This is a genomic window from Bacillus sp. FDAARGOS_1420 (assembly GCF_019344915.1).
GTDB classification, from domain to species: domain Bacteria; phylum Bacillota; class Bacilli; order Bacillales; family Bacillaceae_G; genus Bacillus_A; species Bacillus_A mycoides.
On sequence record NZ_JAHWJB010000001.1, the window covers coordinates 243032 to 261628 of the forward strand.

The following is an 18597-nucleotide window of genomic DNA, read 5'->3' on the forward strand; positions in this document are numbered from 1 at the left end:
ACATCCCTCTATTAAAAAATCACGCCTGCATGTAAAATAACATTCGCATAAGGCGTTGCTTCTCCTGTACGAATAATCGCCTTCGCTCTCTTTGTATGCTCTTTAAATTCCTTATGAGACACATATTCAAATGCTGGCTCTATTAATCGCATCTCAATTTCTTTATTTACCTCTGCATTATTCATAATAACTTCTTCTGCTAACGTCACTTTTTCAATTGCCATATCATCAGCAACAACTTGTAATACGTCTAAAAAACTAGGTTTTCCGATTTCAACTGCTAAATCAATCCGTTTTACTCCATCAGGGATAGGTAACCCGCAGTCTGCAATTACAATCGTATCTGTATGTCCAAGTGAAGCAAGGACCGCCGCAATTTCACTATTTAATACACCGTGTTTTTTCATCCGACAATCACCTGCACTTCACGTACTCTATCTCTCGTTGGCATACCGCCCTGTGCCCCAAGTTTCGTTACAGAAAGACCACCAGCAATGTTCGCAAAACGAATTGCTTTTTGAAGTATTTCTCCTTCAGAAAGTGCAACTGCTAGCGCGCCGTTAAATGTATCACCAGCTCCAGTCGTATCTACTACGTCTACAGCAATACTTGGAACTTGAACAACTTCCGTTCCGTTATGGAAACGAACACCGTTAGACCCTTCCGTCATCAATAGCTTATTTGGATATTTCGCAAGTAACTCTTCAATTGGTGATGTGAAATCATTTAATACGATGCGACATTCATGTTCATTCGGCGTAATATAAGTCGCTTTTTCTAAAATATCTTCTGATAAGATTTGTGCTGGAGCCGGATTCAACATAACTGGAATTGTATGCTCCTCACAAATAGCTAGAACGTATTTTACTGTTTCAAGCGGAATCTCTAGTTGAAGAACAACCATATCTGCTTTTACAAGAAGGTCTTTTGAACGATCTACAATCGACTCATTTACAAGAGCATTTGCTCCTTGTACGACAACAATACTGTTATCCTCTTCTGCTAAAACGATATGAGCGATTCCTGTCGTCCTATCTGTAACCGGTACCACATAGTCGATAAAAATGCGTTCGTTCTCCAAATTTTTTCTAACTACTGTTCCGTAATCATCATTTCCTACTGCACCAACCATCGCTACATTTGCTCCTAATCTAGCTGCAGCAACTGCTTGGTTGGCCCCTTTTCCACCTGGGATCGTATGAAACGCTTCACCAATTACCGTTTCTCCTGCTTTCGGCCGTATTTTTGAAACAGCCACTAAGTCCATTGAAATGCTACCTACTACTGCAATATTTGGCATCTGTCTCATCTCCTTACTTCGTTGTATTTCTTTCTATAATTTCAATCGGTAAACGATAATGTTTCTCTTCTAATGGATTTCCTTCCATCTGCTCTAACAACAATTCTGTTGCAATTTTCCCCATTTCATAAATTGGCTGTGCAACAGTCGTAATAGATGGATACATCATTTCAGTTAAAGAAATTCCATCGAATCCAATAATTTGTAAATCGTTTGGAATAGAAATTCCCTTTTGAAGTGCAGCCTTTACAATACCAATTGCAATTAAATCATTCCCAGCAACAATTCCATCAATATGCGGATATTCTTCTAATAATTCCACCGCGACCTGTTCACTATTAGCTGGATCGAATGTACTCTCTGCAATCATATAAGAAAGATTATTTTGCGTAATAACGTCTACAAAACCTTCAAAACGTTCATTGGCTGTACTCACATCACGAGGTCCACGAATATGTGCAATATGCTTACACCCTTTGTCTATTAATAACTTTGTCGCCGCCTGACTCCCTGCATAGTTATCTGCATATACAGTAGGAATGCGCTCATTAAACATACGGTCAATCGCAACAACTGGAATAGACAAATTCATGTAATTAACACTATTTTGTGGATTCGTTGCTACAATAAATCCGTCCACATTATTTTGTCTAAGCACATCAATGTATTGCTTCTCTTTTTCTAAATTTTCATCAGAGTTACAAAGTACAACTGTGTAACCTTGCTTATGTGCTACATCTTCTACAGCACGTGCAACTTCGGGAAAGAATGGATTCACGATATTTGGAACAACTAAGCCAATTAAACGAGACTTTTTATTATATAAAGAACGCGCTACTGTACTAGGTTTATAATCTAGCATTTCAATTGCTCGCTCTACTTTTTTTAATGTATCCTCATGAACATATCCATTTTTATTTAACACTCTGGAAACGGTCGCAACAGATACCCCTGCCAATTTTGCAACGTCTTTAATCGTACTCATTCTCTTTTCTCCTCACTTCATGTAACCGTTTACAGAAAATAATATAACGCATTTATAAAAATACGTCAATCATTTCTAACTAAAAAGCTTTTAAGGTTATACTCAAAAAAAGCATCGCCTTATGGCGATGCTTTTTTATTACGAATATGATACAGTTTTTTCCTTTTCTTCTACAGCAGGCTCTTCAGCACCTTTTTTACGATCAGACAGTTTAATTTTCTGTAAGAAAATCGTAAAGATAGCACCTACTACGATAAATACCAATCCTGTTAAGAATACAGTATGAAGTGAGTCCACTAAAGAGCTTTTCAAAATTGGTACGATGCTATTAGAAAATGCTTCTGGCATTTGTTTTAATGCCTCTGGACTAAATAGCATAGAATATAAACTTTGTGGATCTGTATGAATCATATCTTTAAATTTTGTTACCATTTGTCCCGCTTCTTTTGGGAATGTGTCTAATACAGGTACTAATTTATTTGTTAACGTTGTGCCTGAAGTGTTATTCATAATTGATCCTAAAATTGTAATCCCAAACGTTCCACCGATTTGACGGAAGAATTGACTTGATGATGTTACAACGCCAAGATCTTTTTTCGGGAAGCTTTCTTGTAATGCTAATGTTAATATCGGCATAACAAGACCCATTCCTAAACCGATAACCATCATATAAGAAGTAGCGGTAAGCTTAGTTGTGTGCATATCCATCGTTGTTAATAACCAGAAACCACTAGCCATAATAAGCATCCCTGTAATAATTTGTGGTTTCACACCAATTTTTAATACAAGCTGACCACCAATAATACTCATAACGATCATTGTAATCATCATCGGTGTCATAATCGTTCCTGATTCAGCAGCACTTACGCCTACAATTCCTTGCATAAAGAACGGTACGAACATAATTGCTCCAAACATTCCGATACTCATAAAGAAACCGATCGCATTCAGTAGTGTAAATGTGCGGTTTTTAAAGAAGTGCATTGGTAAAATTGGTTCTTCAGCCTTCGTTTCAACGATAACAAAGCTAACAATACCAATGGCAGCTAGTGCAAATAACCCGATAATTTGCCAAGAACCCCATGCATAATCTTTCCCGCCAAATGTTAACGCAAGTAATAAACTTACAACACCGAGAATCATCGTGAAGATTCCAGCGATATCAATTTTAATTGGTCCTGTTTGTTTATGTGCTTTTAATCCCATTGCAATGAAGATTGTCGCTAAAATACCAACTGGTAAGTTAATATAGAATACCCATCTCCAGTTCACTGCGTCTACAATCCAACCACCAACTTGTGGTCCAATTACAGAGGCAAGACCGTATAGAGCTCCAAAAATACCTTGCCATTTAGCACGTTCTTTTCCCGTGAACATATCTCCGATAATAATCATAGCCATTGGCATCATAATACCGCCACCAAGACCTTGAATACCACGGAAAATAATTAATTCTGTCATACCGTTTGCCATACCACATAACGCTGAACCAACCATAAAGATAATTAATCCTGCTATATATACGTTACGACGCCCAAGTAAATCCGCTAATTTACCTGCAATCGGTACAACCGTTGTTGATGTTAACATGTAAGCTGTTGTTAACCATGTCATTAAACTTAATCCACCTAGTTCACCGACGATACGCGGCATTGCTGTACCAACGATTGTTCCGTCCAATGCAGCAAATAGCATTGCGATTACTAAACCGATTAACAACAACTTTCTATTCTGATTTTCTTGTTGCTCCATGTAATCTCCTCAATTCCTCTTAGTTTTTCTCTTTTTTCTCTTTTTTCTCTTTTTTCTCTTTTTTCTCTTTTTTCTCTGGTTTCCCACAAATAATTGTTTCTAGCTTTTCAAAGAGGCGCAACAAATCTTCCCTCTCTTGTAATTCTAAGTGTGAGAAGTATTTTGCAATATGCTCATTACGAGCCGCCATCGCTTCTTCTACTGTAGCTTTCCCCTTCTTCGTTAGCTCAATGACAACAACGCGGCGATCATTATCGTCGTGATAGCGCTCTACTAACCCATGATCAATTAAACGATCAGTCATTACTGTAATCGCACTCGGTTTCACGTACATTTTCTCCGCCAATTGTGTCGCTCTTGAAGCTCCGTAATGATCTAAAATCTTTAAAATATAAAACTGCGGTGGTGTAAGTCCTGATGCTTGCATTTGTTCTAATAGCTCTGTTTGCATTTTCTTTCCTATAGCGAATGTAAGAGCTTGAATCTTATCAATATGAGTCATATCATTTGGCATGTTATCCACCTCTTATTTAAGCAATAAAATATTTAACGTATTTAAATATTAATCCCACAAACAAAATACGTCAACAACTTTCTTTATAAAAACGTTTACATTATTGTCACAAAGTTGTATAATTTTCGTCGAAGTTAATATTGACAGTCACGGAGAATCGGAGTATATGGCTATGAATCATAAAAAAGGGAACTTTTTTATATTTCATAGCCTTTTTGTATTCTCTCTGTCTTAAAACGCTTCCAATTAATTAGGGGAGGATTTTCATTTTATGTTTTTCACACAATTATTTAAACCTGCGCCCCACGCAGAACGCTTACCAGCTGATCGCACTGATAGCGAATACCGCAAATTGCGTTTGCAAGTATTCTTAGGCATCTTCATCGGTTATGCGGGTTACTACTTTGTTCGAAAAAACTTTTCACTCGCAATGCCATACTTAATCGAACAAGGCTTTAGTAAAGGGGAACTTGGGGTTATCCTTTCAGCAGTATCTATCGCTTACGGATTAAGTAAATTTCTTATGGGTATCGTATCCGATCGTTGTAATCCTCGCTACTTTTTAGCAGCTGGGCTATTTTTATCCGGTATCATTAATATTATTTTCGGCTCATTTTCTTTCATTACAACGAGCATTATACTTATGTTTGTACTTCAGTTTTTAAATGGATGGGTACAAGGTATGGGGTGGCCTCCTTGTGGTCGTACGATGGTTCACTGGTTCTCCGTCAGTGAACGTGGTACAAAAATGTCTATTTGGAACGTCGCTCATAATGTCGGCGGCGCGCTTATGCCCTCTCTCGTTACATTAGGCTTATATTTCTTTGCAAATGACTGGAAAAGTATATTTTACTTCCCAGGTATTCTTTCAATTTTAGTGGGGATTTATGTATTAATTACGATGAGAGATACACCTCAATCTTGCGGATTACCTTCTATTGAAGAACATACTGGGGAATATCCATCAGATGAAAAAGTAGCGGACCGTGAACGCGAACTTTCGGTAAAGGAAATTTTATTTACATACATATTAAACAATAAATTTTTATGGTATATCGCTATCGCTAACGTTTTTGTTTATTTCGTTCGTTACGGCGTTGTAGACTGGGCTCCTACTTATTTAGTAGAAGAAAAAAGCTTTACTCATAGTAGCTCACGTACAGCTTATGCTCTATACGAATGGGCTGGTATTCCAGGTACACTTCTTTGCGGATGGATGAGTGATAAACTATTTAAAGGGCGCCGCGCACCTGCTGGTATTTTATTTATGGTCGGTGTATTCATTGCCGTTCTTGTTTACTGGCTAAATCCTGCTGGGCATCCAATCATTGATAGTATCGCACTTGTTTCCATTGGATTTTTAATTTACGGACCTGTTATGCTAATTGGTCTTCACGCGCTTGACTTAGCACCCAAAAAAGCTGCTGGAACTGCCGCTGGGTTAACTGGGTTCTTCGGTTACCTAGGAGGAGCTACTTTTGCTAGCGCAGCTATGGGCTTTATTGTAGATGGATTCGGATGGGACGGCGGATTCATTTTGCTCCTTGCTTCTTGTGTGCTTGCAATGTTCTTCCTTGCTCTTACTTTAAATACAGGATCTGCTAAATCAAAAGAAGTTTAAACAAAATATAATGTGTAGAAAAATAAACATAAAAATAGCTCTCAGCATTTACTTACATGCTAAGAGCTATTTTTTATTTATCGTTCTTCTCTTGCTATTTATATTAATCATTTCCCTTCTATTCATACGATTAAAACATTTGCTGAAACATCTTTATTAAAACAGCTAACATAACAGATCCAGCAAATCCACCTAAACAAATTAAGCTTACCCCTTGGCTATAAGACAAATTTTGAAATGATTTCATACCTTCCATCCTCCCTATATCCCCTTTGATATTCTTATTGTATCAATGGGAAAAATTTCATAACATCGATTTCGCTGACAGCTAACTTACAAATTTGTAAGTTAACATTTTTTAAACTTATATATATTCTGTCCACATTCTCCCTCTTAATACATCAAAAAAGACCTCGAATTATATCAAGGTCTTGTTTACATCACAGAATATCTCACTCAATTTATTTTATCCCGCTATTCGCCGGGCAGTAAGACCCCCACCTCAAAATTCAGTGAAAGCAAAGAAGTTAGGTCGGGGATGAACAAAACCCCCACTGATTAAAGCTTCACTTTATAATCATAACCGGGCATTTCACACGTTTTGCTATTTTATGACTTACACTACCAAGCACCATTTCTTGCAGTGTATTTAGCCCTCTACTCCCAGCAATAATAAGATCTATATCCCCTGTATTTACATATTGAACAATCGTATCTCCTGGATCGCCATGCAGAATCGTAATTTTGTAGGAAATGTTCTCTTTCTTTAATAAACCCTCAATCTCTTTTAATTTATCTTTTCGACTAGCTGATATTGTTTCTAAATCTGTTTGTCCTTGTATAATATCTGACTTTGCCGTTCTATTATCTACTACGTACACAACTTCAACATGTGTTTCTTCGTTAAATTTCGCAATATATGTTGCATGCTCGGCTGCTCGAAGTGCATGTTCAGAACCATCGCATGCTAATAAAATTTGTTTGTACATATGCTGAATCCCCTTTTCGTTATCCTACCCGTATTATATAATAAAGCCCCCTAAAAAGGAGGCTTCTAACTAGCAATTCTCTTATTATAAGTAGCTAAATTCGCAACGAGCTTCAAGCTACGTTCATTTAACCCTGTGATCCTTACTTTCACACCGCTTTGTTCATACTTCATGATAACTTTATCAATTGCCGCTACCGCTGAATCATCCCATACGTGTGCGTTAGTAAAGTTCATCTCAATTTCTTTCACATCTTCATTGTATGAAAAAGCATTTATATACTCTGCCGTAGATGCGAAGAATAGTTGGCCGTGAATTTCGTATATTTTCTTATTTTCAATATACAAATGTTTCACGTGAATCTTTGCCATATTGAATGCAAATAAAACTGCACTAATTATCGTTCCGATAATTACACCTAATCCTAAATTATGTGTAATTAGGACAATCACAACTGTTACGATCATAACAAATGCGTTTCCTTTTGGTACTTTATGAATCGTCGCTACAGAGTTCCAATCAAACGTCCCAATCGAAACCATAATCATAACTGCAACTAAAGCTGCCATCGGAATATGAACAACGTAATCACCTAAAACAAATAGCAATACGATTAAAAAACCACCGGCTACAAGCGTCGATAATCTCCCTCGACCACCTGATTTAATATTAATAACAGATTGTCCAATCATTGCACATCCTGCCATTCCTCCAAAAAAACCAGCAACAACGTTCGCAATCCCTTGTCCACGTGCCTCTTTATGCTTATTACTTTCCGTATGTGTCATATCGTCTAAAACCGACGCCGTTAATAATGACTCTAGTAAACCTATAACCGCTAGCATAACTGAATACGGTAAAATAATTGCTAATGTCTCAAGTGTAAATGGAACATCAGGAATACTAAAGAACGGTAATTCTTTCGGTAAGCTTCCCATATCCCCTACTGTTTTTAACTGTAATCCGCTCATAAGTGCAATGCTTGTCACAATAATAATTGAAATAAGTGTAGACGGAACAGCCGTCGTAATACGTGGAAATAAATATATAATTGCAAGTCCTAATGCGACAAGTGCATACATTTGCCAAGTTACATTTTTAAAATGTGGCAGTTGTGCTGTAAAAACTAAAATTCCAAGTGCGTTTAAAAAACCACTCATAACAGATTTAGGAACAAACTTCATAAATGAGCTAAGTTTGAACACTCCGAAAATAATTTGAACAATACCTGTTAATATTGTCGTAGCAAATAAATATTGCAAACCATGATCCTTTACAAGAGTGACCATTAATAACGCCATCGCACCCGTTGCCGCCGAGATCATCCCTGGTCTTCCGCCGACAAACGAAATTGTAACCGCAATACAAAAAGCGGCGTATAACCCAACGGTCGGATCTACACCTGCAATAACAGAAAAAGCTATCGCTTCAGGAATTAATGCTAAAGCAACAACAACCCCCGATAGCACGTCCCCTCTCATATTTGAGAACCATTCATTTTTTATAGTTTGAAACAAAGTAACACTCCTCTACTCTTTTATCATTTGATTTTCTCCATAAGAAAATCAGGGCCGACTGCACGAAGGCTATTATATAACGAGCAAAGGATGTTGTGCTATGTAAAATTTTCCTAAAGAAAAGACGCTACCTTAGCAGCGTCTTTTCTCATTTCATTAATGTCCACCGTGACCTTGACCACTTTCCTGAACAATTTCTAACCTCTCATCCAATATACCTTGTGTTTCAAATGAAATATCACTACTACTTCCTAATAGGAAACCATGGTTATATGGTCCAAGTGTTGGATCATCTTTAAACTTCGGCTGAATAGTAGCAAGGAAGTCATAAACTGGTTGTGAAGCTTTTCCTTCCTCAAGCAAAACAACAGGGGCATGCTTACCCATATGTGAAAACGGTGCTCCCGCAATTGCTAAGTCTGGTGTTTTGCTTGAAACAAATGACAAACCGTGACCTGGTTTTGTGAATCCCCAGCCAAATTTCGTTTTTTCATCTTTAAATTTCGCAAATGCAACCGAATTTTCTGTTGGAGTCTCCCCACTAATACGGGTCACTTTTCCGTATTTATTTAACTCTTTTTCTACTTCTTTCGAAACGATTTTTTCTGGTCCTAACACATATATATTTGCTTTATCTTTTCTCATTTTTAATGCCTCTATCGTCGCTTCTGGCACCTTATCTTTTCCTACATATAAAAGTGGTTCTGGCATATGAGAAATCCAATTTACAGCTGGTGTTGTATATAAACGTCCTTCTTCTTCAGACGAACCGATAATAACGCTATTTGGATAATTTCCTGTTATATCGGCATATTCTTTATCAACATCTTTAGCAAATTTAGCTGGGTCCGTTTCTTTTATTTGCTTTACTTTATATTCTTTTAATTGCTCTAGGCTAGCTGCCCCTACATTCCCCATCACCATAATTTGCGTTCCATCTTTCGTTCCGAGCGGATTTAATCGTTTTATTTCTTTTAACGTCATTTCGGGTACCTTTTCTTTTTCTATAAATAAAATCGGTCCGTTATTCGGATGATGAATAAGATCTGCACTTGCAATACCTAATTGCCACTCGTTCACTGGCACTAAAATAATAGCGCCTGGCTGATTCTCTTTATGCGTTGCTGGCCATATCGTTTGCGAAGTTAATACTGCCATTTGCAGAGGATCATTTGTATTTAATCTCGTTACATTTTTTAAACTTGTCGTTAATAAATCATTCGATGCACCTTGATTCATTTCTTTCGGCGCAGTTACCTCCTGATTCATTTCCACCTCCTTTTGCTCTGTTTTCTTCTCTTCTGTAGATTCATGATTTTTATGATCTGTGTTCGTTTGTCCGCATGCCGCAAGACCGACTGCTGCAATTATTGTTATCCCAAAAATTCGGGTCATCTTTTTCACTATATCGCCTCCGTATTATTCGTTTTCGAGCCAATATTATTACCTAAAATGGAATTTCAACTTTACAATAACAAGCAATTCTGAAGAAATTATGCAGATGCATTATAATCTGCACCATTTCTTCATGATTTTGACTTACAATTTAAGTAATAACTACAAATGCGGAGGTACTCTATGATCGATATACTACTCGTAGATGATGAACCGAGAATGCTTGAATTATTAACGCTTTATCTTACTCCAATCGGATATAACTGCGTATGTGCAGTATCCGGAGAAGAAGCTATTTCACATATAGAAAATCGAAACTTCAAATTTATTTTACTCGATATTATGATGCCAAAGATGGATGGGTGGGAAACGTGCAAAAGAATTCGATCATTTAGTAACGTTCCTATCATTATGGTAACTGCTCGTGATCAAACGGTAGATGTCATCCAAGGGTTAAAACTTGGAGCAGATGATTACGTGACGAAACCATTCCACGAAGAGGAGCTCTTCGCAAGAATTGAAGCTGTTTTACGCCGAACCAATCAGCATGCACAAATCCAATATCACGGCATTTTATGGGATGAGGCCAAGCATTTCATTTCTGTCCATAATGAAGAACTTCTTCTCACCCCAATCGAATTCTCTTTACTCGGATTATTTTTACGTCATGTGAACTACGTATTAAGCCGCGATCAGCTCATTGAACGAATTTGGGGGTTAAATACAAATACAGAAGATAGAACAGTCGACTCACATATTCGTAATTTACGTGATAAATTACGAAAAGTAAATTTCCCCATTGATCACCATTTAAAAACTGTTTACGGAGTAGGATATCGATGGATTGATATTGAAAACTAAGGAGCAAAACGATGAAGCGAATTTCTATTCAACTCGGATTTTATTTTCTAATTGTTACACTTTTAATCGAAAGTGTTCTATTTGTCTTGCTCTATTATAGCCTTGTAAACAATAGAGTAAATGAAGAAATGACTGCTTTATTAAAGCGCGGAAATAGTCACCGAGATGTCCTTGAAAAATATTTTGACAGGCAGACAATCTCCCATGTTGCTTTAATGGAATCCGAAGCTGAAACAACTGTTATTATTACAAATGCAAATAAGGAAATACTAGCTAAATCCAATGAAATAAATACTACTATAAAAAAACATATTGAAGGAATGCAAACACGAACAGATCATGATGGAGCAATTATAGAGAATCATTGGAAAACATCTAATTATATATGTACAGTTAGCCCAATTGTAGTGGCAGGAAAAACGGAAGGCTATGTATATATGTTTCTCGGGACGGAATCAATCGAAGAAATGGTTAACGGGCTCACACGGCAATTCATTATCGCTGGAGTCATTACTTTCCTATTAACAGCCATCACCATTTTTCTATTATCACGTTTGTTAACAAAGCCATTGTTACACATGAAACAAGCGACTGAAAAAATGAGTAAGGGCGATTTATCCGTTTCATTAACAACTACTCGAAATGACGAAATTGGTGAACTAGCACAATCTATCCAAACTCTCGCAAATGATTTACATTATATGAAAACAGAGCGAAGTGAATTTCTAGCAAGTGTTGCTCACGAATTACGAACACCTTTAACGTACGTAAGAGGTTATGCTGACATTGCATTAAAAGAAAACACACACCCAGAGCAACGTTTACGATACTTATCCATTATAAAAGACGAGTCTGATTATATTACAAACTTAGTTCAAGATTTATTTTCACTCGCTCAAATGGAAAAGCATAACTTTTTCATTCAAGTACAGGAAGTGAATTTACACACCTTCCTTACTCGCATCACTGAAAAAATAAATGTGATGTACGGAGCAAAACAAATTAAAGTTGTTTTCACATGTCCTTCCTCACTCTTAGTAAAGCTAGATGAGCAACGCTTTGAACAAGTTATGGCTAACATTTTAAATAACGCGTATAGACATTCAAAAGAACATTCTCATATTAATATTTCTGTTACAGAAGAACATAAACATATTTCCATCAAAATTAAGGACAAGGGAGAAGGTATTCCCCCTGAAGACCTCCCTCACATTTTCGATCGCTTTTACCGTGTTGATAAAGCGCGCTCTAGAGCTACAGGAGGCACTGGTTTAGGGCTCTCCATCGTAAAAGAAATCGTAGAACTACACGGCGGGAATATTACTGTCACAAGTGAAATTGCTCACGGATCTTGCTTTACAATTTCATTGCCATCTATATAGAAACACGACTATCATCAATAGTCGTGTTTTCTTATCCTTTAGGACTTTACTTTATAATATAAATTTACGAATTGGCCAAAACGTTTCGTATCCGTTAAAGTTAAATGAATTTCCGGGTTCTTTTCTTTAAATAACGGAACTCCAGAACCTAATATGTGAGGTGTAATCGTAACAACATATTCATCAATTAAATTATTCTTAAAAAATCCTCTCAGTAGACTCCCTCCACCGACCATCCATATTTTAGATCCTTCCTGCTCTTTCAACCTTTTTGTAAACTCTAATACATCTTCCTTTACAAACTCTACATGTTCGTTTGAACCTTTTTCTGAATTAGAAAAAACATAACATTTTTTATCTAGGTACGGGAATGTTTCCGTATGCTCTACCACATAATCGTACGTTCTCTTTCCCATAATTATCGTATCAATTGTTTCGTACATTTCTGTATAACCGTTGTCTCCCTCACCTTCTGTTTCCATTAACCACTCTAAATCATCATCTTCTTTCGCGATAAATCCATCTAAGCTCGCTGCAATAAATAAAACAATTTCACGTGACATATCTTTTCCTCCTTACAGCTTCTATTGATAAAATCATCTTATAAGCACTATACTAACCATAAAACATGACAACTTATGTCATGTTAAAAAAGAAAAAGGTGATATCCTTGTCAAAAACAAAACGTTTACTAGACATTCTTATATTTGCTTCTGCGAAAAGAAAATTTACAGCTCAAGAAATAGCTGATGAATTTAATATTTCCGTTCGTACGGTCCATAGATATGTTTTAGATTTAAGTGATATGGGATTACCCATTTACGCTGAACAAGGTCGTAATGGGGGATATAAAGTATTAACAAGCAGCATGCTTCCCCCCATTTTATTTACCGAAGAAGAAGCGGTCTCCATCTTTTTTGCTTTCCAATCTTTAAGCTACTATCGTAACTTGCCTTTTAATACAGAAATCAATTCTGTTACTCATAAACTGTATAGCTCTCTACAACATGATGCGAAAGCTAAAGTTGATAAAATACGTTCTTATATCGCTTTTTGGAATCCGAAGAGAACAATTGAGACAACTTTTTTAAACGAAGTATTAACAGCGGCTATTGAAAATAAAAACTTACACTTTCAATACGAGTCTAAATCGGGGATTAAAACAAAACATGTTCATCCTATCGGTGTATATGCTCACGACGGTTTATGGTATTTGCCATCCTATGACTATAGTCGAAACAAAGTATTACTGTATCGCGTGGATCGTATTCTTTCCATATTATCGACCGAAGAAAATAAAGATAAGTTTATGAATTTAGAAGAATGGTTCGCCTCTAACTCTAACGTAATAAACATTCCTACTCGGTTACATGTTTTACTAACGACAGAGGGTGTGCGCCAATGTAAAAGCGTTCCTTACCTTGAAGAATTCGTGGTAGTAAACGAAGACGGGACAGGTTATATACATTCAACAATTGATAAAGGTGAAATTAACTTTATTACCCCTTTATTTTATCGGCTTGGAAAAGATGCACGAGTTTTAGAACCGAGAGAATTAATAGATGGTTTACGTATACGTGCGAAAGAAATTTTACATATGTATGAAGACTGAAAAAAGCTGCTAAATATAAGCAGCTTTTTTCGTCGATTTGTTTCTATTATTTTGACTGTTGACGAATATCGAACCACCAACGATTTTTCTCATTCATATTCTCAGTGCCACTAGAACCACTGTAACGGAAAGCATCAAGGAAGATTGAATCTAACTTATCCTCATCTACAAAATAACCTAAGTTAACTTTTACCGTTTGTCCCGGTCGGATACTACCAATATTGTAAAAACTTTTCCCGTCTCCGTGAGGTTCTAAATAATCAACTTCGCCCGTCATAATATTTTTTTCCGCAATTCCAGCTCTTTCAGCGTAATTCCATACATTCCCCTTACTTTTAAGCACTTGTATGGATGGATGCATATAGATTTCTTTTGTCGCCTGTTTGCCTATATTCTTCACTGTTGTTGTCAAGTAGACAAATTTAGGCTGAATTAATTTTGACTCTACTAATTGATCAATTGAATCTTTACCATTTCCAAATTTATATTCATCCCGTCTGTATGGTATCAATTGTCCTACTTGATCCAAAGCTTGATTCTCGCTTAGTCTCTCTAATCCCGTTTCATTAAAGTTTTCTTGCTTAAAATCTTTGATTGAATCAAAAACTTCAACTTTTTCTATCACATATTCAATTTTGCTGTTATCCATAGATATCGTTACTGGGACCTTTTGCCCTATATGAAATAGTCGTTTACTATCTTTTTTCAAAGGAATCACTTTATTTTTTTTAGGCTTACTTTCTTCGCTAAAATACTTTTTATCATAATCTGTTATATGTGATGCCTTTTCTTTTGACGTAGGCTCAAGGGAAATGTTCCCTAACACATCCACCATTTGTTCTTCGTTTATATCGTTTCCAATATAACTTTGTAACATGATCCCCTCTTTCTCAAAAAAGAGAAAGACCTCTCTGTTAAATGCTAAATTGTTGTTTCCATTTTCTTTATTGACGATCACTGCTTTCTTGCCATTTATCTCTTTCTCTTCGTAGCTTTTTGAGTACAGTGTTTTAAAATTCGAATCTTTTCCTACTCTCCAAAGAATGAATGAAAATCCACCCTTTGCGTAGTTATCTTTAAATGAATATTTCATAGCAGAGTCATCAATTGCTTCCATATTTTCTGGCAATTTACCAACCTTCAACTTATACCACTGATCACTCTTTTTCGAATCCTTATTTGTTAAGGAAACATTTACTTCATAATTTTGTTTTTGGACAATCATATTATAGACTTTCACTGCACCAAAAACAGTTGTCGGCATGCCAATCAATAAGCAGGCAGCAGCGATTAACATGCGATGTCTTTTACGCTTTGTCTGTGGTTGCTCGCCTTTCAGCTTCATTTCCCCCATAAACAATTTCTTTTTGTGCGTATATGTATGTGAAAATTCATGTTGTTCATCCAGTTTATCAAAATCATCTAAAGCAATTTTTTCAGCAAGGTCATACATTTCTTTGGAGTTCTTTGAATTCGTCATTTTGTATACCTCCTATAATACTTTGTACTCGTTTTCGAGCGCGCTCAAATTGCTTGCGGGCATTAGCCTCGGTTATTCCCATAACACTTGAAATCTCTTGATACGTTAAGTTATAGAAGACTTTATACTTAAACACCTGTCTGTTAGATTCACTTAATTCTGTTAGCAATGTATCAATTTGAACCTCAGACATTTTACGTTTTTCCCACTCTTCAATATTTTCATCTACTGCTTCTATTGATTCTCTTTCATATTCTTCTAAAAATGTTTCATGTCGTTTATTTTTCCGGTAACTATCAATCGCCTTGTTTTTCGCGACCCTCAAAATGTATCGTTTAAGCTCTTCAGTGCTCAAGCTATGGAGCTTTTCCAAGTTCTTATAAAGAGTAATAAACGTCTCTTGAACCGCATCTTCAGCCTGCTGAATATTATTTAAAATAGAATAAGCTACATAATAAATTTTTTGTTCGTACAACTCATATAGCTCTTCCATCTTTTCATAATCGTTGTTTGTAACTTTCATATAATTCCTCCTCTCATTCTATATAACGAATGAGCGATATACTTTGTGACACTGCAGAATTCTTTAATAGATAAAATTAAATAATAGAATAAAGAAAAGCCCAATTTCTCTATTTTAACTGAGAAATTGGGCTTTTCTTTATTAATATTTCCCTAACTGTTCCCCTAAGAAAACTCCTCTTACACCTTTTCGCTATGTATTATTTTCTCTATTGCTTCTTTTAATAAATTCTTTGTCTCTTCAAAATTATAATTCTTCTTTTCTCCCGATTGCACCGTATAAAACTCAGCAAACGAACGCTCTTTATATCTCGGCACAACATGCATGTGATAATGAGTTAACTCGTTAAAGATTCCACCATTTTGATAAAGTGAAACTTTAATCAGTGGGGGTTTTGTTCATTCCCCACTGATTATCAGTTGAACCAATCGGGCTTTTACGGGCAGTTGGATCCCCAACTAACTTCTTTGTTTTCACTGAATTTTGAGGCAGGGGATCTTACTGCCCGTTAATGCGGGGCAAATTGTAATTCCGTCTGGTTTATATAATAACTTAATAGCCTTTGAAATAAGCTTAGAAGCGTCCATAATCGCTTGCGCTACACAATCATCTAATTCGTCCACTTCTACAACATGCAGCTTTGGAACGATTAAAGTATGCCCTGTATAGAAAGGCGCATGATCTAAAAAACAAGTTACATAATCATCTTCATACACTTTATATATAATTTCTTCTTCATTTACTAATTTACAACCTAAACATTCCATCATTCTTCCCCCTCTGCCAAAAACATAAAAACGTGAGCGCCCTATTCTCACGTTTTTATGTTTCACTTTACTAATTCAATTGTTTCTGTAACTTTTATACTATCCTTTACAGATTGAACAATTGTGCAATTTTTCACCGCAAGTTGCAGTGCCTTGTCTAATTGTTCTTCTGTAATGTTCTCTGCTTTAATTTTATAGTACAAATGAACACTTTCAACTGGTTTTGATAAAGCTTCACTTCTACCAATTTCAGTTTCAATTGTAAACGTATCGTATGTAATACGTTTCTTTTCTAAAATTGTTTGAAAGACAATTGCACTACATCCTGCGATAGAAGAAACGAGTAATTGTAACGGTGAATACCCATTTTCTTTTCCAATCGCTAATGGACCATACGATAAATCTGCCTCTATATCATCATGCTTAATTTTTATTTTCATACTTCGCTTCCATCTCCACTTTCATCGGCTTCTTCCGTTTCTTACTCATATAATAATATATATAGCAGAAAATGATAAATGGAATACCACAATATAACGCCATTCGTTGTTCTGGAATAAACGCTAAACTAATAACAACGATGCTATTTGTAATTAAAGCTAAAATTGGAACAAGCGGGTATAGTGGTGTTCTATACTTTAAGTCCTCTAATTTTCCTCCGCCTTTTAAATACTGACTTCTAAAACGAAGTTGCGATAAAGCAATAATGATCCAACTTGAAACAGCAGATAAACCAGCTATAGATAATAAGTACATATATACTGTATCTTCTGCAAGGAAGCTTGTTAATAAAGAAAGGCCCGCTACTGCAATTGTTACGACTAACGCTGTAATCGGAATACCACGTTTATTTACTTTCTTGAAAGAAGTTGGTGCCATTCCTTCATTTGCAAGTGACCATAGTATACGCGTTGCTGCATATAACCCTGAGTTCGCTACAGATAGAAGAGCTGTAATAATAACGAAGTTCATAATATCAGCTGCATATGGAATACCGATTTTATCAAATACAACTACGAATGGGCTTTCAATTATCCCTGCTTCTTTCCAAGAAATTAACCCTACTAAAATTGTCATTGTTAAAATGAAGAATAACATAATGCGCCATACTGTATTACGAATTGCGCGTGGAATTGTTTTTTCAGGATTCTGACTCTCTCCTGCTGCAATCCCGATTAACTCTGTTCCTTGGAAGGAAAAGTTAACTGTGATCATCGTAAGAAGCACTGCGGCTAGTCCATTCGGGAATAGCCCGCCATCACTTACAAAGTTAGAGAAAAGAGGCGCTGCTTCTTTTCCGTCATATGGTAAAAATCCTAGTAATGCGCTACCACCAAGTAGAATGAATGCAATAATTGTAACTACTTTAATACTAGAGAACCAAAACTCTAATTCAGCATAACTCTTCGCTGATATTGCATTTGAAGCATATAAAATAACTCCGAATACGAGACACCATACCCAAACATCAACATTCGGAAACCATCTTTTCATCATTAAACCGATCGATGTTAATTCTAATCCTACTGTTACTGCCCATCCAATCCAGTATAGCCAACCGATCATAAATCCAGTTCCTGGTCCAATAAACTTCGTCGCATACTTTTGGAAAGATCCTGAAACTGGCATTGCTACCGTTAGCTCTCCAAGACAAAGCATTGTTAAATACATAATAAATCCGCCCACTAAATATGAAAGGATGGCTCCCCCTGGTCCAGCCTGATTAATGGTGTAACCTGAACCTAGAAAAAAACCAGTTCCGATTACACCACCTAGTGCGATCATAAATAAATGTCTACTCTTCATCGTACGATGTAATTGCTCATTCGTTGTTTGCTGCATCTTAATCCTCCCCCTACAAGTACCCCTATCTCTTTTTAAAATTTTCTGATAATAAAA

At 36.3% G+C, this 18597-nt stretch carries 18 protein-coding genes and 2 pseudogenes; 4 read left to right on the forward strand and 16 right to left on the reverse strand.

Going from position 1 to position 18597, the window contains the following annotated elements:
- Positions 1-11: 11 nt before the first annotated feature.
- The 5 genes from rbsD to I6L50_RS01490 all read right to left on the reverse strand — a co-directional run bounded on the left by rbsD (position 12) and on the right by I6L50_RS01490 (position 4551).
- A complete protein-coding gene (rbsD, locus tag I6L50_RS01470; protein WP_002090928.1) occupies positions 12-407 on the reverse strand; it encodes a D-ribose pyranase in 396 nt (131 codons plus the stop codon).
- Entirely contained in the window at positions 404-1300 is an 897-nt protein-coding gene (gene rbsK, locus I6L50_RS01475) for a ribokinase (protein WP_219300173.1), read from the reverse strand. The genes rbsD and rbsK overlap by 4 nt, the downstream gene beginning before the upstream one ends.
- Positions 1301-1313: 13 nt before the next feature.
- Positions 1314-2285 carry a ribose operon transcriptional repressor RbsR gene (gene rbsR / locus I6L50_RS01480; protein ID WP_002029805.1) on the reverse strand — a complete coding sequence of 324 codons (972 nt, stop codon included), beginning with the start codon at positions 2283-2285 and terminating at the stop codon, positions 1314-1316.
- A gap of 138 nt (positions 2286-2423) precedes the next feature.
- Positions 2424-4037: an MDR family MFS transporter gene (locus tag I6L50_RS01485; protein ID WP_002090931.1), complete on the reverse strand. Its 1614-nt coding sequence runs from the start codon at positions 4035-4037 to the stop codon at positions 2424-2426.
- Positions 4038-4056: 19 nt separating this feature from the next.
- Positions 4057-4551, reverse strand: coding sequence for a MarR family winged helix-turn-helix transcriptional regulator (locus tag I6L50_RS01490; RefSeq protein ID WP_219300175.1), 495 nt, complete (start codon positions 4549-4551; stop codon positions 4057-4059).
- Between the two features lie 271 nt (positions 4552-4822).
- On the opposite strand from I6L50_RS01490, the gene glpT reads away from it, so the two are divergent.
- Entirely contained in the window at positions 4823-6172 is a 1350-nt protein-coding gene (gene glpT / locus I6L50_RS01495; protein WP_002063790.1) for a glycerol-3-phosphate transporter, read from the forward strand.
- A 130-nt stretch (positions 6173-6302) separates the two neighbouring features.
- On the opposite strand, the gene I6L50_RS01500 is transcribed toward glpT, so the two are convergent.
- The 4 genes from I6L50_RS01500 to I6L50_RS01515 form a co-directional block, all read right to left on the reverse strand.
- Entirely contained in the window at positions 6303-6419 is a 117-nt protein-coding gene (locus tag I6L50_RS01500; RefSeq protein WP_002125236.1) for a DUF4027 family protein, read from the reverse strand.
- A gap of 319 nt (positions 6420-6738) precedes the next feature.
- Entirely contained in the window at positions 6739-7161 is a 423-nt protein-coding gene (locus I6L50_RS01505) for a universal stress protein (protein ID WP_002010593.1), read from the reverse strand.
- 65 nt (positions 7162-7226) lie between these two features.
- Positions 7227-8678, reverse strand: a complete 1452-nt coding sequence (locus I6L50_RS01510) for a SulP family inorganic anion transporter (RefSeq protein ID WP_219300177.1) — start codon at positions 8676-8678, stop codon at positions 7227-7229.
- 156 nt (positions 8679-8834) lie between these two features.
- Positions 8835-10082 (reverse strand): cell wall-binding repeat-containing protein, encoded by a 1248-nt coding sequence (locus I6L50_RS01515; protein WP_219300179.1) that lies wholly within the window; start codon positions 10080-10082, stop codon positions 8835-8837.
- Between the two features lie 174 nt (positions 10083-10256).
- Between I6L50_RS01515 and I6L50_RS01520 the strand changes: the two genes are divergently transcribed.
- Positions 10257-10934: a response regulator transcription factor gene (locus I6L50_RS01520; protein ID WP_219300181.1), complete on the forward strand. Its 678-nt coding sequence runs from the start codon at positions 10257-10259 to the stop codon at positions 10932-10934.
- A gap of 11 nt (positions 10935-10945) precedes the next feature.
- Positions 10946-12316, forward strand: coding sequence for a sensor histidine kinase (locus tag I6L50_RS01525; protein ID WP_219300184.1), 1371 nt, complete (start codon positions 10946-10948; stop codon positions 12314-12316).
- A gap of 38 nt (positions 12317-12354) precedes the next feature.
- Here I6L50_RS01525 and I6L50_RS01530 read toward each other — a convergent pair whose 3' ends face one another.
- Entirely contained in the window at positions 12355-12879 is a 525-nt protein-coding gene (locus tag I6L50_RS01530; RefSeq protein WP_219300186.1) for a dihydrofolate reductase family protein, read from the reverse strand.
- Between the two features lie 107 nt (positions 12880-12986).
- Here I6L50_RS01530 and I6L50_RS01535 point away from each other — a divergent pair, with 107 nt between their 5' ends.
- Positions 12987-13928, forward strand: coding sequence for a helix-turn-helix transcriptional regulator (locus tag I6L50_RS01535; protein ID WP_374108347.1), 942 nt, complete (start codon positions 12987-12989; stop codon positions 13926-13928).
- Positions 13929-13974: 46 nt separating this feature from the next.
- On the opposite strand, the gene I6L50_RS01540 is transcribed toward I6L50_RS01535, so the two are convergent.
- The 6 genes and pseudogenes from I6L50_RS01540 to I6L50_RS01565 form a co-directional block, all read right to left on the reverse strand.
- Positions 13975-15408 (reverse strand): DUF4367 domain-containing protein, encoded by a 1434-nt coding sequence (locus I6L50_RS01540; protein ID WP_219300190.1) that lies wholly within the window; start codon positions 15406-15408, stop codon positions 13975-13977.
- Positions 15374-15931 carry an RNA polymerase sigma factor gene (locus I6L50_RS01545; protein ID WP_219300192.1) on the reverse strand — a complete coding sequence of 186 codons (558 nt, stop codon included), beginning with the start codon at positions 15929-15931 and terminating at the stop codon, positions 15374-15376. Before I6L50_RS01545 ends, I6L50_RS01540 begins: the two co-directional genes overlap by 35 nt.
- A 179-nt stretch (positions 15932-16110) precedes the next feature.
- A pseudogene (locus I6L50_RS01550) lies at positions 16111-16296 on the reverse strand (HIT family protein); the annotation flags it as partial.
- A 153-nt stretch (positions 16297-16449) separates the two neighbouring features.
- Positions 16450-16698, reverse strand: a pseudogene (locus I6L50_RS01555) (HIT family protein); the annotation flags it as partial.
- A gap of 62 nt (positions 16699-16760) precedes the next feature.
- Complete coding sequence (locus I6L50_RS01560) at positions 16761-17138, reverse strand: OsmC family protein (protein ID WP_219300197.1); 378 nt, start codon at positions 17136-17138, stop codon at positions 16761-16763.
- Positions 17122-18540, reverse strand: a complete 1419-nt coding sequence (locus I6L50_RS01565) for an amino acid permease (protein ID WP_002114084.1) — start codon at positions 18538-18540, stop codon at positions 17122-17124. The genes I6L50_RS01560 and I6L50_RS01565 overlap by 17 nt, the downstream gene beginning before the upstream one ends.
- Between the last annotated feature and the right edge of the window lie 57 nt (positions 18541-18597).

Excerpts from the sequence above, each read along its gene's own strand:
- glpT (WP_002063790.1), top strand. The coding sequence starts at position 4,823 with ATGTTTTTCACACAATTATTTAAACCTGCGCCCCACGCAGAACGCTTA.
- I6L50_RS01500 (WP_002125236.1), bottom strand. The coding sequence starts at position 6,419 with ATGAAATCATTTCAAAATTTGTCTTATAGCCAAGGGGTAAGCTTAATT.
- I6L50_RS01525 (WP_219300184.1), top strand. The coding sequence starts at position 10,946 with ATGAAGCGAATTTCTATTCAACTCGGATTTTATTTTCTAATTGTTACA.
- I6L50_RS01545 (WP_219300192.1), bottom strand. The coding sequence starts at position 15,931 with ATGAAAGTTACAAACAACGATTATGAAAAGATGGAAGAGCTATATGAG.
- I6L50_RS01485 (WP_002090931.1), bottom strand. The coding sequence starts at position 4,037 with ATGGAGCAACAAGAAAATCAGAATAGAAAGTTGTTGTTAATCGGTTTA.
- I6L50_RS01565 (WP_002114084.1), bottom strand. The coding sequence starts at position 18,540 with ATGCAGCAAACAACGAATGAGCAATTACATCGTACGATGAAGAGTAGA.
- rbsK (WP_219300173.1), bottom strand. The coding sequence starts at position 1,300 with ATGCCAAATATTGCAGTAGTAGGTAGCATTTCAATGGACTTAGTGGCT.
- rbsD (WP_002090928.1), bottom strand. The coding sequence starts at position 407 with ATGAAAAAACACGGTGTATTAAATAGTGAAATTGCGGCGGTCCTTGCT.
- I6L50_RS01560 (WP_219300197.1), bottom strand. The coding sequence starts at position 17,138 with ATGAAAATAAAAATTAAGCATGATGATATAGAGGCAGATTTATCGTAT.
- I6L50_RS01540 (WP_219300190.1), bottom strand. The coding sequence starts at position 15,408 with ATGACGAATTCAAAGAACTCCAAAGAAATGTATGACCTTGCTGAAAAA.
- I6L50_RS01520 (WP_219300181.1), top strand. The coding sequence starts at position 10,257 with ATGATCGATATACTACTCGTAGATGATGAACCGAGAATGCTTGAATTA.
- I6L50_RS01505 (WP_002010593.1), bottom strand. The coding sequence starts at position 7,161 with ATGTACAAACAAATTTTATTAGCATGCGATGGTTCTGAACATGCACTT.
- I6L50_RS01530 (WP_219300186.1), bottom strand. The coding sequence starts at position 12,879 with ATGTCACGTGAAATTGTTTTATTTATTGCAGCGAGCTTAGATGGATTT.
- rbsR (WP_002029805.1), bottom strand. The coding sequence starts at position 2,285 with ATGAGTACGATTAAAGACGTTGCAAAATTGGCAGGGGTATCTGTTGCG.
- I6L50_RS01490 (WP_219300175.1), bottom strand. The coding sequence starts at position 4,551 with ATGCCAAATGATATGACTCATATTGATAAGATTCAAGCTCTTACATTC.